The following is a 14,168-nucleotide window of genomic DNA, read 5'->3' as shown; positions in this document are numbered from 1 at the left end:
AGCCCTTTTATGCTCGTAGATTCCCATTGTCACCTTGATCGCCTCGACCTCACCGCCCACGACGGCTCCCTCGACGCCGCGCTCGATGCGGCCCGTGCGCGCGGGGTGGGGCACTTCCTGTGTATTGGCGTCAGCGCCGATAACGCCGCCGACGTCAAAGCCCTGGCCGAACGTTACGACGATGTCGACTGTTCGGTCGGTGTGCATCCACTCGATGTGCAGCCGGGTGCCGCGCCGGCGCTGGATTGGCTGTTGCACGAACTCAATCATCCGCGGGTGGTGGCGATCGGTGAAACCGGTCTGGATTATCACTACGAGCCGGAAGCAGCAACGTTGCAACAGGAATCGTTCCGTCTGCACCTGCAAGCGGCGGGGCAGACCGGCAAACCGGTGATCATCCATACCCGTGGCGCGCGGGCCGATACCCTTGAGCTGCTACGCGAAGCGGCGCTGCCTCAGGCGGGTGTGCTGCATTGCTTCACCGAAGACTGGGAGATGGCCAAGGCTGCGCTGGACATGGGGTATTACATTTCCTTGTCCGGTATTGTCACTTTTCGCAATGCCGATGCCCTGCGGGATGTGGCCAGCAAGGTGCCGGCTGACCGGTTGTTGGTGGAAACCGACTCGCCGTACCTGGCGCCAATCCCTTATCGCGGCAAACCGAATCTGCCGCAGTACGTGCGTGAGGTAGCAGAATTTCTGGCAATGTTGCGAGGTGAGACCTACGAGCGATTTGCCGAGCAGACCACCGAGAATTTCAAGCGTTTGTTCCCGTTGGCGCACGTCGGGGCATCGGTGTAACGTTAGAAAAGCTCGCAGCCTATGGGATTTTGGCCGCTGAATCGCAGGCAAAAAAAACCCGGGTTCTGGGGGGTGAATCCGGGTTAAGACCATTAGGAGTAAAACAAAGGCACGCAATCCGTTGGTACCTTCATCGACGCGACACTTGGGGGAGATGCCTCGCCGACAGTTGAAGTATTGATCAGTATTGCGCCGAGTCCAGTTTAGCTGGTCGGGTTTTTAAACAAATTTGGAATACGCGCGCTTCGGTTGAGTTCTCATCAACCGGCGAGGTTGCGCGAATTCATCAAGAAACACATATATGGTCGGATGATCCGTGCATTTTGGCGTAAGTTAGGCATAATACGCGGCTTCGAATTTTGACCCCTACAGACCTTTTCTTATGCATAAAGAACCTCGTAAGGTCCGTGAGTTTCGTCGCCGCGAGCAAGAAATTCTCGATACCGCGCTCAAGCTGTTCCTCGAACAAGGTGAAGACAGTGTCACCGTCGAGATGATTGCTGATGCCGTCGGTATCGGCAAAGGCACGATCTACAAGCACTTCAAATCCAAGGCGGAAATCTATCTGCGCCTGATGCTCGATTACGAGCGCGATTTGAACGAGCTGTTGCATTCGGCCGATGTCGATAAGGACAAGGAAGCCCTGTCCCGGGCCTATTTCGAATTCCGTATGCGCGATCCGCAACGCTATCGATTGTTCGATCGCCTGGAAGAAAAGGTGGTCAAGGGCAACCAGGTGCCGGAGATGGTCGAGGAACTGCACAAGATCCGCGCCTCGAACTTCGAACGCCTGACCCTGCTGATCAAGGGCCGGATCAGCGAAGGCAAGCTCGAAGACGTGCCGCCTTACTTCCATTACTGCGCGGCCTGGGCGCTGGTGCACGGCGCCGTGGCGTTGTATCACTCGCCGTTCTGGAGCAATGTGCTGGAAGATCAGGAAGGTTTCTTCCAGTTCCTGATGGACATCGGCGTGCGCATGGGCAACAAGCGCAAGCGCGATACCGACACGCCGAGCAGCTGAACCATTCAGTTGCCTTATTGCGCCATGATTTAGTACATGGCGCAGTACCGCAGGAATATACTCAGGCATAGGGCTTGCTAAAACTTGATTTGTGAGTCAAGTTTTGCGCGTTCGAATCTTCTTTCGCCGGAGTGATCCATGATCGTTGACCGTCAAGGCAGGCGTTTTCGCAATTTGCGGATTAGTCTGACCTCCGCCTGTAATTACGCTTGTACCTACTGCGTGCCCAATGGCAAGCGGCTGGTGGCTGCGCAGGATGAATTGTCGGCGGAGGCCATGGCACGCGGCGTGGCCTATCTGATCGAGGCCGCGGGCATTGAGCGTTTGCGCATTACCGGTGGCGAGCCGCTGGTCAGTCCCAAACTCGAATCCTTCATGACCGCCGTCGGGCAGATGGGCCTGGCGGATATCAGCTTGACCACCAATGGTCAGTTGCTGGCGAAGAAGTTGCCATTGCTGGTGGATGCCGGCATTCGGCGCATCAACGTTTCCCTCGATACCCTGGATGCCAGCGCTTTTCGCAGTATTGCGCGCGGCGGTGATCTGGCGACCGTTCTCGACGGCATGGGCCAAGCCGCCGCGGCCGGCATGAAAATCAAGGTCAATATGGTGCCGTTGCGTGGGCAGAACCTCGATCAGGTAATGCCATTGCTCGACTACTGCCTGGAGCGTGGCTACGAGTTGCGCTTCATCGAGTTGATGCGCATGGGCCACCTGGCCACCGACTCCAACGCTTTTCTGCAACAATTCGTCAGCCTTCAGCAATTACTGAGCCTGATCGGTGAGCGCTACGAGTACCTTCAGGCCGATGCGCCGGTCGATGCCACGGCGGTGCGTTACCAGATTCCGGGGCTGGGACACTTCGGCGTGATCGCCAACGAAAGCGTTCCGTTCTGCCGCACCTGTTCGCGTCTACGCTTGTCGTCCACTGGCTGGCTGCATGGCTGCCTGTCGTCAAGCAATCGCCACTATGTCGGCGACCTGCTGGACAAGCCTCGTCACCAGGCGCTACCGGCGTTGCAGCGACTGCTGGTCAAGGCGTTGGGGGACAAACAGGAAGTGGCGTTCTCTGGTGGCGCGACCATCATGAAAATCATCGGCGGCTGATCCAAAGTTATCGCGGGCAAGCCACGCTCCCACAGGTACTGTGAAAACCTGTGGGAGCGTGGCTTGCCCGCGATTGCAATCTATCAGGCGACGCTATCTTGAGCTGGCGCGGAAGCTGCATCCCATGGCCATTCGCCGGTTTTCCGTCACCGGCCTCTGGAGGGTAGGATGCGTAGCCTGGTTTTGCTGCTGGCCGTTTTGGCGCTTGGTGGCTGCATGAATGTCAGCGATATGGCCGAAGGGACTCGCTACCACATGAGCGACGCGGGCCTGCTGGACCACAGCGACAGCCGTCGTGTGAATAACTTTCGCATTCAGCCGGACTCGTTCATCTACATCGCCCAGGGTGCTTTCGTCCCACCGGGCAATGCCTACCCGCGTCCTAACGTGGTGGCCGAGGAAGCCTTCAACGGCTTTATCGAATATTTCCCGATGGTCCGCCGCGCCCGTGCGCCGGAAGGCCTCGACGCTGCCATGGGCGAAGCCCGTGCCGCTGGCGCCCATTACCTGCTTTACACGCGTTTCGCCAAGGCCGACGACCGCATCGGCAACTCGGACGAATGGCTCGACCAGGAGCACGTGGATCGCCTCGGCATCGACAACGGCGTGATTCAAATCATGTTGATCGAGACCAGCACCCAGTATTTGATTGATACTGCACGTATCAAAAGTCGTGGCGGTTTACTGACGTTCCACGACAACAAGCCAGAAGACTTGCTGGGCCCGCCGCTGGAGCAATACGCTCGTAGCCTGCTGGGGCTCAGCGACCAGTAATTCATAGGAGAACGCCATGAGTGGCCCGCAAAAAGCCAACGACCTGTTGGGGCAAATCCCCAAAACCAAAGGCTTGCCGCCCGTCCACTTGTGGAACCCCGACTTCTGCGGCGATATCGACATGCGCATCGCCCGCGATGGCACCTGGTATTACCTGGGCACGCCGATCGGGCGCAAGCCGATGGTCAAGCTGTTCTCCACCATTATTCGCCGCGATGGCGATGATTACTTTCTGATTACCCCGGTCGAAAAGGTTGGCATCAAGGTTGACGATGCGCCGTTCGTGGCGATTGCTGTGGAGGTCGAAGGCGAGGGTGAAGCTCAGGTCTTGCGCTTTACCACCAACGTCGATGAAACGGCCGATGCCGGCGCCGAGCACCCTATGCGTGTGGTGATCGATCCGGTCACTCAGGAGCCCGCGCCGTACGTGCATGTACGTACCAACCTTGAAGCGCTGATCCATCGCAACGTGTTCTACCAACTGGTGGAGCTGGCGGTGAGTCGTGAAATCGACGGGCAGCGTTGGTTGGGCGTGTGGAGCGGTGGCGAGTTCTTCCCTATCGGACTTGAGCCGTAACGCGCTGTGCTTCTGTGCTGTAAAAAAAACGGCCCGTTATTTCAACGGGCCGTTTTTTTTGCTTACAAACCTTTGCTCTTGAGTCGCTCTGCATGTTCCAGGTAGAGCCTGACCGGGCTCACGTTCCAGCTGTCGACTCCGGCTATCTGATTGACTGCATCAAAGTGGTCCATCGGGTAATCCGAGCGAATCACTTTGCCCAAGTGCGAGCTGTAGCGGCCGACCAGCCCATCGTTGGCGTTTTCCTCTTTATAAAACAGCTTCGATAGCACGATACAATTCAAATGACTCGGGTCGAGTGGTTGCAGACTTTGGAAGTTCTGCACGATCCCGCTCCAGGAATAGTAATACACGCCGTTCTCAACTTCGTTGCCTTCGCCGCCCCAAACCTTTGGCACCCCTTGTGGGTACTTGCGATTGAAGGCCGCCAACCCTGCGCTGGTCAGCGATTGGAATGCCGCCTCAGCGTCAATCGGGTTTTCCGGATGGCCGCTGATCAGCGAAATGAAGGTGCCGACGGCGCCCAGCAGGGCCAGTACGAAGGCTTCGGGCAACTCTCCGGGCGTCAGCGCCTTGTGCAATTGGTCGGCAATCTCCGAGCCATGATTGGGGCAACTGACCGAGGTGACCGACGCGACTTTTTCCGGGTGCAGAGCTGCTACGTAGCGTGCGGCCAGGGGGCCTTGGCTATGGCCGATCAGATTGACCTTGGCAGCTCCGGTTTCCAGCAAAATGCGGTTGACGTGTTCGAGCAGTTTTTCACCGCGTTCCTCATTACCGTTGACGGTTGGAATATTGACGGCAAACACCTGGGCGCCGGCGCGTTCCAGGGCTTCCTCGATTTCGAAGAAGTAGGGATAACCGGCGATTTTATCGAAGCCGAAAAGACCGTGAACCAACACAATGGGGTATTTCGTAGACGCATCCATGTCCATGTTCATACCTATCAATAGCGGATTTGAAGGGGAGCAGATCGCTGACTGCCTGATCTGTTGCGGCTAACCGTAGTTTACAAAGTGGATGGGATCAAAGCGCTTCGAGCAGGATTCGGACGAACAGCCATGTCCGTATGGGCGGGGCAGCTGAAAATCCAATTGACACCCAATCATATGATGATTAGCGTGGACACCCATCGCGAAGGCTTTGCATCGTTTGTTTTTTATCACCGCTCGATGAGGTGCCCATGTCCAGCAGTTTTCATGCGTCGACGGTCGACTGGCTAGGTTGCTGGATTGCTGCCGGCCAGGTAAAACCCGGCGAAACCATCAAGGTCGAAGCCGATTTGGGCGAGCAGCTCGGTGTCAGTCGTACGGTCATCCGCGAAGCCATCAAAACCCTGGTGGCCAAAGGCATGCTTGAAGTCGGGCCGAAGGTCGGCACACGCGTATTGCCGGTGCGGCGCTGGAATCTCTTTGATCCGCAAGTTGTCGGCTGGCTGTCGCGCAGTGGCTTACCGGAAAACTTCGTCGACGACTTGCTCGATCTGCGCCGCACCATCGAACCCATGGCGGTGCGCTGGGCCTGCGAGCGGGCGACGGTGGAACAAGTGCAAGCCATACTCCAGGCCTATAACGCGCTGGAACGGGCAGTGGACAGCGGCATTGATTACAACCGCGCCGACCAGTTCTTTCACGAGTGCATTCTCGCCGCCAGCCACAATCAATTCATCGAACAAATGGTCCCGGCCCTCGGCGCGTTACTGGCAGTGTCTTTCGAAGTGTCTGCCGCCGACCCGGACGAACTGCGCCGAACCTTGCCAATCCACAAAGACATGGCCGACGCCATCGCGGCCCGGGATTCCGCGCGGGGTGTATGGGCCTGCATGACCCTGATCGATAACGCGGACCTGGCGATCAAGCGCTTCTACCCCCAGGTCATGGCCGACAAAAAGGCCAGCTAACCAGACGAACCCTTGTGGGAGCGGGCTTGCTCGCGAAGGCGATGTGTCAGGCGACAGAGATGGTGAATGTCACGGCCTCTTCGCGAGCAAGCCCGCTCCCACATAAAAACAAGAACAATGCAGGAGGTTTCATGACGTGGACTGCGGTTACCGGACACCGTGCGCAACTCGGCGAAGGCCCGTTCTGGGATGCTCCGACCCAAGCGCTGTATTGGGTAGATATCGCCGGTAAGCAAGCGCTCAGGCTGATCGGCGCCAATGTGCAAATCTGGCAGATGCCGGAGCACGTGTCCGCGTTCATCCCCTGCGAAAGCGGCGATGCCCTGGTGACATTGAGCAGTGGGGTTTATCGGCTGGATCTGGATTCTCCAGGCCTGGAACCTCGGCTGACCTTGTTCTGCGTCGCCGATCCGCAACCCGGCAATCGCCCCAATGAAGCCCGCTGCGATGCCCAGGGCCGGCTCTGGCTGGGCACCATGCAAAACAACATCGGTGAGCAGGGCGAAGATTTGCCCGTCGTGCGCCGCTCCGGTGGCCTGTTTCGCATCGACCGCGATGCTCGGGTCACGCCGCTGCTTCGAGGATTAGGCATCCCCAACACGTTGTTGTGGAGCGACGACGGCGTAATCCTGTATTTCGCCGACAGCCTCGACAGTACGCTTTACCGGCATTTCATCCATACCGACGGCAACCTGGACACCGCCTATGTCTGGCTTGGCCCCCATGAACGCGGCGGCCCCGATGGCTCGGCGATGGATGCCGAGGGCTATATATGGAATGCCCGTTGGGACGGCAGTTGTCTGCTCAGATTGAACCCCGAAGGTCATGTGGATCGGGTGATCGAACTGCCGGTCAGCCGTCCCACCAGTTGTGTATTCGGTGGCGAAGACTTCAAAACCCTGTACATCACCAGCGCCGCAAGCCCGCTCAATCACCCGCTGGACGGCGCGCTGTTATCGATTCGAGTGGATGTGCCCGGAAAAGCCTGTCAACGGTTTGCTGGATAAATCCCTAAATATGGGATGCAAAATTATATATTGAGATTGTTTGGTGGTCGGGTTTATAGTCGGCCCCATCAGTTACACGCACTCACACTTAAAAAAACAAAACAGGTGAAGTGATGCAGCGATATTCCACCGCACTCCCTTACGGAGTCAGTGCTTCAGGCCGCCTCGGCGCCCGGGCGTTTTCGCGCCTGCCTGCCTATTCCCAAAAGCCTTTTGACCGGACATCGACAGATGTCCGGTTTTCGTCGTGCCTTCGAACAGGAGTGTTGATCCATGGCTGAACCTCTTTCCTTGCCACCGGTGCCCGAACCGCCCAAGGGTGAGCGCCTGAAAAACAAGGTTGTGCTGCTGACTGGCGCCGCTCAGGGTATCGGCGAAGCGATTGTCGCAACCTTCGCCTCTCAGCAGGCCAAGCTGATCATCAGTGATATCCAGGCTGAGAAAGTTGAAAAAGTCGCGGCGCACTGGCGTGAACAAGGCGCGGATGTCGTGGCGATCAAGGCCGACGTGTCGCGCCAACAGGACCTGCACGCCATGGCCAAATTGGCCATCGAACTTCACGGCCGGATCGACGTGCTGGTCAACTGCGCCGGGGTCAACGTGTTCTGCGATCCGCTGGAAATGACCGAGGAAGACTGGCGTCGTTGCTTCGCCATCGACCTGGACGGTGCCTGGTACGGCTGCAAAGCGGTGTTGCCGCAAATGATCGAGCAGGGCATCGGCAGCATCATCAATATCGCCTCGACCCATTCCACTCACATCATTCCCGGCTGTTTCCCGTACCCGGTGGCCAAACATGGCTTGCTCGGACTGACCCGCGCCTTGGGTATCGAATATGCGCCCAAAGGCATTCGCGTCAACGCCATCGCGCCGGGCTACATCGAAACCCAACTGAACGTTGATTACTGGAACGGTTTTGCCAACCCTCATGCCGAACGTCAGCGGGCCTTCGACCTGCATCCACCGCGGCGCATCGGCCAGCCGATTGAAGTGGCGATGACCGCTGTGTTCCTGGCCAGCGATGAAGCGCCGTTCATTAACGCTTCATGCATCACCATCGATGGTGGGCGCTCGGTCATGTATCACGACTGAATAACTCGGGTTTCAAGCGCGAAACTACGCCTGAAATACAATCATCATACGATATGACTATTGGCTGCATGCTTCGACCGCTGTATTGGCTTTCAAATAACGCTCAAAAAAAATAACAAGGAGTCAGCTTATGAAACGTCGTCGTGGGATCCGTTCCCTGTGCTGTGCCGCTTTGGCGGTCACCGCGGTCAGCCTGAGCAGTACGTTGTTGGCGGCCGAAGAAGTGAAGATCGGTTTTCTGGTCAAGCAAGCGGAAGAGCCCTGGTTCCAGACCGAATGGGCCTTCGCCGAAAAGGCCGGCAAGGACAAGGGCTTCACCGTCATCAAAATCGCCGTGCCTGATGGCGAGAAAACCCTCTCGGCCATCGACAGCCTGGCGGCCAACGGCGCCAAGGGCTTCGTGATCTGCCCGCCGGACGTCTCCCTCGGCCCGGCAATCATGGCCAAGGCCAAGCTCAACGGTTTGAAAGTGATCGCTGTCGATGACCGCTTCGTCGATGCCGGCGGCAAGTTCATGGAGGACGTGCCTTACCTCGGCATGGCAGCCTTCGAAGTCGGCCAGAAGCAGGGCGCCGCCATGGCCGCCGAAGCGAAAAAACGCGGTTGGGAATGGAAAGACACCTACGCGGTGATCAACACCTACAACGAACTCGACACCGGCAAGAAACGTACTGACGGTTCCGTCAAAGCGCTGGAAGACGCCGGTATGCCGAAAGACCACATCCTCTTCTCGGCGCTGAAAACCCTCGACGTACCGGGCAGCATGGACGCCACCAACTCGGCCTTGGTGAAGCTTCCGGGGGCGGCGAAAAACCTGATCATCGGCGGCATGAACGACAACACCGTGCTGGGCGGCGTGCGCGCCACCGAAAGCGCCGGTTTTGCCGCGGCCAACGTGATCGGCATCGGCATCAACGGCACCGATGCCATTGGCGAACTGAAGAAGCCCAACAGCGGCTTCTTCGGCTCGATGCTGCCGAGCCCGCACATCGAGGGCTACAACACCGCGAGCATGATGTACGAGTGGGTCACCACCGGCAAAGAACCGCCGAAATACACCGCGATGGACGACGTTACGCTGATCACGCGCGACAACTTCAAGCAGGAGCTGGAAAAGATCGGCCTGTGGAACTGAGGCGCGGTTGATTTCATCGGCAGCCCTGGCGACGGGGCTGCCTGACCGGTGTGATGAGGTGGGTTTATGCACGCACAAGTACAGACAGATCAACAGAGCATTGGCGGCAGCCTGCGCTTCAATGGAATCGGCAAAACCTTTCCCGGGGTGAAGGCGCTGGACGGCATCAGCTTCGTCGCCCATCCGGGGCAGGTTCACGCCTTGATGGGCGAGAACGGCGCCGGTAAATCCACGCTGCTGAAAATCCTTGGCGGTGCTTACACGCCGAGCAGCGGCGATCTGCAGATCGGCGAGCAGACGAGGATCTTCAAGTCCACGGCCGACAGCATTGGCAACGGGGTCGCGGTGATCCATCAGGAGTTGCACCTGGTGCCGGAAATGACCGTCGCCGAGAACCTGTTTCTCGGGCATCTGCCGGCGAGTTTCGGCCTGATCAATCGCGGCGTTTTGCGGCAACAGGCATTGGCCTGCCTTAAAGGCCTGGCCGATGAAATCGACCCGCAAGAGAAAGTCGGGCGCCTATCCCTCGGCCAGCGACAACTGGTGGAAATCGCCAAGGCGTTGTCCCGTGGCGCGCATGTGATTGCGTTCGACGAACCCACCAGCAGCCTGTCGGCACGGGAAATCGATCGCTTGATGGCGATCATCGGGCGCCTGCGTGACGAAGGCAAAGTGGTGCTTTACGTCTCCCATCGCATGGAAGAAGTCTTCCGTATCTGCAACGCGGTGACGGTGTTCAAGGACGGTCGCTTCGTGCGCACCTTCGAGGACATGAGCGCGCTGACCCATGACCAGTTAGTGACGTGCATGGTCGGTCGCGACATTCAGGATATCTACGATTACCGCAGCCGTCCGCGCGGCGCAGTGGCGCTCAAGGTCGACGGATTGCTGGGGCCGGGCTTGCGTGAGCCGGTGAGTTTCGAGGTGCACAAGGGTGAAGTCCTCGGGCTTTTCGGCCTGGTCGGCGCCGGGCGCACCGAGCTGTTCCGGATGCTCAGCGGGCTCACGCGCAACACCGCCGGGCGCCTGGAATTGCGCGGTCGTGAACTGAAACTGCGTTCGCCGCGCGATGCCATCGCGGCGGGGATTCTGCTGTGTCCCGAGGACCGCAAGAAGGAAGGCATCCTGCCGCTCGCCAGCGTCGCCGAGAACATCAACATCAGCGCTCGCGGCGCCCATTCCACCTTCGGCTGCCTGTTGCGCGGCCTGTGGGAAAAGGACAATGCCGACAAGCAGATCAAGGCGCTGAAGGTGAAGACGCCCAACGCGGCGCAGAAAATCATGTACCTGTCTGGCGGCAATCAGCAGAAGGCGATTCTCGGTCGCTGGCTGTCGATGCCGATGAAAGTCCTGCTGCTCGACGAGCCCACTCGTGGCATCGACATCGGTGCCAAAGCCGAGATCTACCAGATCATCCATAACCTGGCGGCCAGCGGCATCGCGGTGATTGTGGTGTCCAGCGACCTGATGGAAGTCATGGGCATTTCCGACCGCATCCTGGTGCTCTGCGAAGGCGCGATGCGCGGCGAACTGACCCGCGAACAAGCCAATGAATCCAACCTGCTGCAACTGGCGTTGCCACGCCAACGCGCTGCCGACGTGGCGAACTGAGAGGTGACTATGACCGTCCAAAACAACGCTCTGCCAACCCCGCGAAAACCTCTGGACCTGCGGCGCTTTCTCGATGACTGGGTGATGCTGCTGGCGGCCGTGGGGATCTTTGTGCTTTGCACCTTGCTGATCGACAACTTCCTGTCGCCACTGAACATGCGTGGCCTGGGCCTGGCGATTTCCACTACCGGGATTGCCGCGTGCACCATGTTGTATTGCTTGGCGTCCGGGCATTTCGACTTGTCGGTGGGCTCGGTGATTGCCTGCGCCGGCGTGGTTGCGGCAGTGGTAATGCGCGACACCGACAGCGTGTTCCTCGGTGTCAGTGCGGCGCTGGTGATGGGGCTGATCGTCGGGCTGATCAATGGGATCGTGATCGCCAAGCTGCGGGTCAATGCGTTGATCACCACGCTGGCGACGATGCAGATCGTTCGTGGCCTGGCTTACATTTTTGCCAACGGCAAAGCGGTGGGCGTTTCGCAGGAACAGTTCTTCGTCTTCGGTAACGGTCAGTTGTTCGGTGTGCCGGTGCCGATTCTGATCACCATCGTCTGCTTCCTGTTTTTCGGCTGGTTGCTGAATTACACCACCTACGGACGCAACACCATGGCCATCGGCGGCAACCAGGAAGCAGCGTTGCTGGCCGGGGTAAACGTTGATCGGACCAAGATCATCATCTTCGCCGTACACGGTGTGATCGGTGCGTTGGCCGGGGTGATTCTGGCGTCGCGCATGACGTCCGGTCAGCCGATGATTGGCCAGGGTTTCGAGCTGACGGTGATCTCGGCTTGCGTGCTCGGCGGGGTGTCGCTGAGTGGCGGGATCGGGATGATTCGGCATGTGATTGCCGGGGTGCTGATTCTGGCGATCATCGAGAATGCGATGAACCTGAAGAATATCGATACGTTTTATCAGTATGTGATTCGTGGTTCGATCTTGCTGCTGGCCGTCGTAATCGACCGACTGAAACAACGCTGATTTCCCTTTGTGGGAGCGGGCTTGCTCGCGAAAGCGGTTTGTCTGTCACATCGATGCTGGATGTGCCGACGCCTTCGCGAGCAAGCCCGCTCCCACAGTAGATCTCTGTCGTCCTCAAGTTGTGTTTACACAGCAAATACGATGTGGCGAGCCGACGATTGACCGCGTAGCGGTCGATTTGAACCTGGATTCTTCACCCACTTTCACAAAATATCCCTTGCTCGCCCCAACCCGTTTCAGCTATGAGGGTACACCCGAGGTGTACATGATTAGACCGCTACGAATTGACAAGAAACAACAGGTGCTCGACGAGCTCGTCCGGCGCATCGAAAACGGCCTCATGGAGGACGGCGTTCTATTGCCGGGCGAACATCAGTTGGCTCAAGAATTCAAGGTCAGCCGAGGCACGCTGCGTGAAGCCCTGGCCGAACTGAAACGGCGCCACTACATCGCTACGCAAAGCGGGGTGGGGTCCATCGTCACGTTCGACGGTGTGGTGCTCGATCAGCGCAGCGGCTGGGCCCAGGCGCTGGCCGACAATGGGGCACTGATCAATACCGAAGTGCTGCGGCTGGAGGCGGTCAGCCGTCCTGACCTGCTACCACGTTTCGGCATCGATCAGTTCATCACCCTCGACCGTCGCCGTCGCGGCACCGATGGCACGCTGGTGTCCCTTGAACGTTCATTGATGCCCGCCACCGGAGGCCTGGAAGGCCTGCCGCGAGTCGGTCTGATCGATGACTCCCTGACCATCACGTTGGCCGCCTACGGCTACATCGGCGACCACGGCGATCAGTGGATCGGCGCCGAACCCTTGAATGCCGAAGACGCTGAATTGCTCGGGCGCCCGGAGGGCACAGTGTTCCTCAAGGCCCTGCGCACCACTTACGACCGTCAGAACCGATTCATGGAGCAGGTCGAAAGCCTGCTCGATCCGGTGCATTTTCGTCTGCACCTGCAAATTGGAACTTCAAAATGACCGCGCTCGACCGTGCGCTGGGCGCCTTCTATGGGCTGGCCTTGGGCGATGCGTTGGGCATGCCGACACAATCCCTGAGCCGCGCCGAGATCAAGGCGCGCTTCGGCGAAATCACCGATCTGCAAGACGCTGGCCCGGATCAACCAATCGCGGCAAACATGCCCAGAGGCTCGATCACTGACGATACCGAACAGGCGATTCTGGTCGGTCAGTTATTGATTGAAGGCGAGGGCTGGATCGAGCCGGAGGTGCTGGCCCAGCGCTTGATCGAATGGGAAGCCGGGATGCAGGCCAAGGGCTCGCAGGATTTGCTCGGCCCCTCGACCAAACGCGCGATCGAGATGATCCTCGCCGGCCACTCGCTGGAAGAGGCGGGTCGCCACGGCACCACCAATGGCGCGGCGATGCGCATCACGCCGGTGGGGATTGCGGCCGATGTTGCCGATCTCGAGCGTTTCATCCGCGCCGTGGTGCAAGCCTGTCAGGTGACCCACAACACCACGCTGGGAATAGCCAGTGCTGCGGCGGTGGCGGCGGTGGTTTCTGCCGGGATCAACGGCATGGAGCTGGGCGAGGCATTGAACCTCGGCCAGCAGATCGCTCAGCAAGCCGAAAGCCATGGCCACTGGGTCGCTGGCGGACGTATCGCCTCGCGCATCAGTTGGGCGCGGAGCATCAGCGTCGACAGCGACAAGGCGTTGCTGGCGGACTTGTTGTACGACGTGATCGGCACGTCGGTGGCCTCGCAGGAATCGGTAGTGGTGTCGTTTGCGCTGGCTCAGCAAGTGGCTATCGGGGAGATGACGGCCTTCGAAGCGTTGTGCATGGCTGCCAGTTTGGGCGGAGATACCGACACCATCGCGGCGATTCTCGGCGCCATGCTTGGGGCTTGTCTGGGGCTTGAGAGTTGGCCGGTGGCGATGATCGAGCAGGTTAAAGCGGTAAATGATTTGCAGCTGGAACCGTTGGTGCAGGGGCTGTTGTCTTTGCGTTGACTGTACTGACGTCTTCGCGAGCAAGCCCGCTCCCACAAGGATGGCGCAATTCTCATGGTTCACATCGAACCTGTGGGAGCGGGCTTGCTCGCGAAGGGCGCAACGCACATTTGAGATTTTTCACCCGCAATGGAGCGCACTGATATGGCCAGGACCGCCGGAAAGTTATGTCAACTTCCGAATTGCCCACA

At 58.8% G+C, this 14,168-nt stretch carries 14 protein-coding genes; 13 read left to right on the top strand and 1 reads right to left on the bottom strand.

Translation table 11 applies throughout. The annotated features are described in order from the left end of the window. Window positions 1–9 precede the first annotated feature (9 nt). The 5 genes from AB7M29_RS26870 (at window position 10) to AB7M29_RS26850 (ending at window position 4,280) form a co-directional block, all read left to right on the top strand. Window positions 10–801: a TatD family hydrolase gene (locus tag AB7M29_RS26870; protein WP_217854159.1), complete on the top strand. Its 792-nt coding sequence runs from the start codon at window positions 10–12 to the stop codon at window positions 799–801. A gap of 382 nt (window positions 802–1,183) precedes the next feature. Then, window positions 1,184–1,822: a TetR/AcrR family transcriptional regulator gene (locus AB7M29_RS26865; RefSeq protein ID WP_007942012.1), complete on the top strand. Its 639-nt coding sequence runs from the start codon at window positions 1,184–1,186 to the stop codon at window positions 1,820–1,822. A 138-nt stretch (window positions 1,823–1,960) separates the two neighbouring features. Then, entirely contained in the window at window positions 1,961–2,929 is a 969-nt protein-coding gene (locus AB7M29_RS26860; RefSeq protein WP_052964846.1) for a GTP 3',8-cyclase MoaA, read from the top strand. A gap of 168 nt (window positions 2,930–3,097) precedes the next feature. After that, the gene (locus AB7M29_RS26855; RefSeq protein WP_007903975.1) at window positions 3,098–3,703 is read left to right on the top strand and encodes a DUF4823 domain-containing protein; all 606 of its coding nucleotides are present in this window, start codon (window positions 3,098–3,100) and stop codon (window positions 3,701–3,703) included. A 16-nt stretch (window positions 3,704–3,719) separates the two neighbouring features. Further along, window positions 3,720–4,280, top strand: a complete 561-nt coding sequence (locus tag AB7M29_RS26850; protein WP_008067797.1) for a DUF1285 domain-containing protein — start codon at window positions 3,720–3,722, stop codon at window positions 4,278–4,280. A 62-nt stretch (window positions 4,281–4,342) separates the two neighbouring features. Here the strand turns inward: AB7M29_RS26850 and AB7M29_RS26845 are convergent, their stop codons facing one another. After that, window positions 4,343–5,215 carry an esterase/lipase family protein gene (locus AB7M29_RS26845; protein WP_454248762.1) on the bottom strand — a complete coding sequence of 291 codons (873 nt, stop codon included), beginning with the start codon at window positions 5,213–5,215 and terminating at the stop codon, window positions 4,343–4,345. 248 nt (window positions 5,216–5,463) lie between these two features. Between AB7M29_RS26845 and AB7M29_RS26840 the strand changes: the two genes are divergently transcribed. The 8 genes from AB7M29_RS26840 (at window position 5,464) to AB7M29_RS26805 (ending at window position 13,977) form a co-directional block, all read left to right on the top strand. Next, window positions 5,464–6,180, top strand: a complete 717-nt coding sequence (locus tag AB7M29_RS26840) for a FadR/GntR family transcriptional regulator (protein WP_052964845.1) — start codon at window positions 5,464–5,466, stop codon at window positions 6,178–6,180. Between the two features lie 131 nt (window positions 6,181–6,311). Then, the gene (locus tag AB7M29_RS26835) at window positions 6,312–7,187 is read left to right on the top strand and encodes an SMP-30/gluconolactonase/LRE family protein (protein WP_454248398.1); all 876 of its coding nucleotides are present in this window, start codon (window positions 6,312–6,314) and stop codon (window positions 7,185–7,187) included. A 273-nt stretch (window positions 7,188–7,460) separates the two neighbouring features. Further along, complete coding sequence (locus tag AB7M29_RS26830) at window positions 7,461–8,279, top strand: SDR family oxidoreductase (protein ID WP_454248397.1); 819 nt, start codon at window positions 7,461–7,463, stop codon at window positions 8,277–8,279. A gap of 130 nt (window positions 8,280–8,409) precedes the next feature. Further along, window positions 8,410–9,414, top strand: a complete 1,005-nt coding sequence (locus tag AB7M29_RS26825) for a substrate-binding domain-containing protein (RefSeq protein ID WP_038982104.1) — start codon at window positions 8,410–8,412, stop codon at window positions 9,412–9,414. A 66-nt stretch (window positions 9,415–9,480) separates the two neighbouring features. Then, the gene (gene araG / locus AB7M29_RS26820; RefSeq protein WP_454248396.1) at window positions 9,481–11,025 is read left to right on the top strand and encodes an L-arabinose ABC transporter ATP-binding protein AraG; all 1,545 of its coding nucleotides are present in this window, start codon (window positions 9,481–9,483) and stop codon (window positions 11,023–11,025) included. A 9-nt stretch (window positions 11,026–11,034) separates the two neighbouring features. Then, the gene (gene araH, locus AB7M29_RS26815; protein WP_095055320.1) at window positions 11,035–12,003 is read left to right on the top strand and encodes an L-arabinose ABC transporter permease AraH; all 969 of its coding nucleotides are present in this window, start codon (window positions 11,035–11,037) and stop codon (window positions 12,001–12,003) included. Window positions 12,004–12,268: 265 nt separating this feature from the next. Further along, complete coding sequence (locus AB7M29_RS26810; RefSeq protein ID WP_123723093.1) at window positions 12,269–12,982, top strand: GntR family transcriptional regulator; 714 nt, start codon at window positions 12,269–12,271, stop codon at window positions 12,980–12,982. After that, on the top strand, window positions 12,979–13,977 hold the full coding sequence (locus tag AB7M29_RS26805) for an ADP-ribosylglycohydrolase family protein (RefSeq protein ID WP_454248395.1): 999 nt from the start codon (window positions 12,979–12,981) through the stop codon (window positions 13,975–13,977). The genes AB7M29_RS26810 and AB7M29_RS26805 overlap by 4 nt, the downstream gene beginning before the upstream one ends. Window positions 13,978–14,168: the final 191 nt, after the last annotated feature.

It is taken from the genome of Pseudomonas sp. F-14 TE3623 (assembly GCF_053629015.1).
This window is presented reverse-complemented; position numbering and strand designations above follow the sequence as displayed.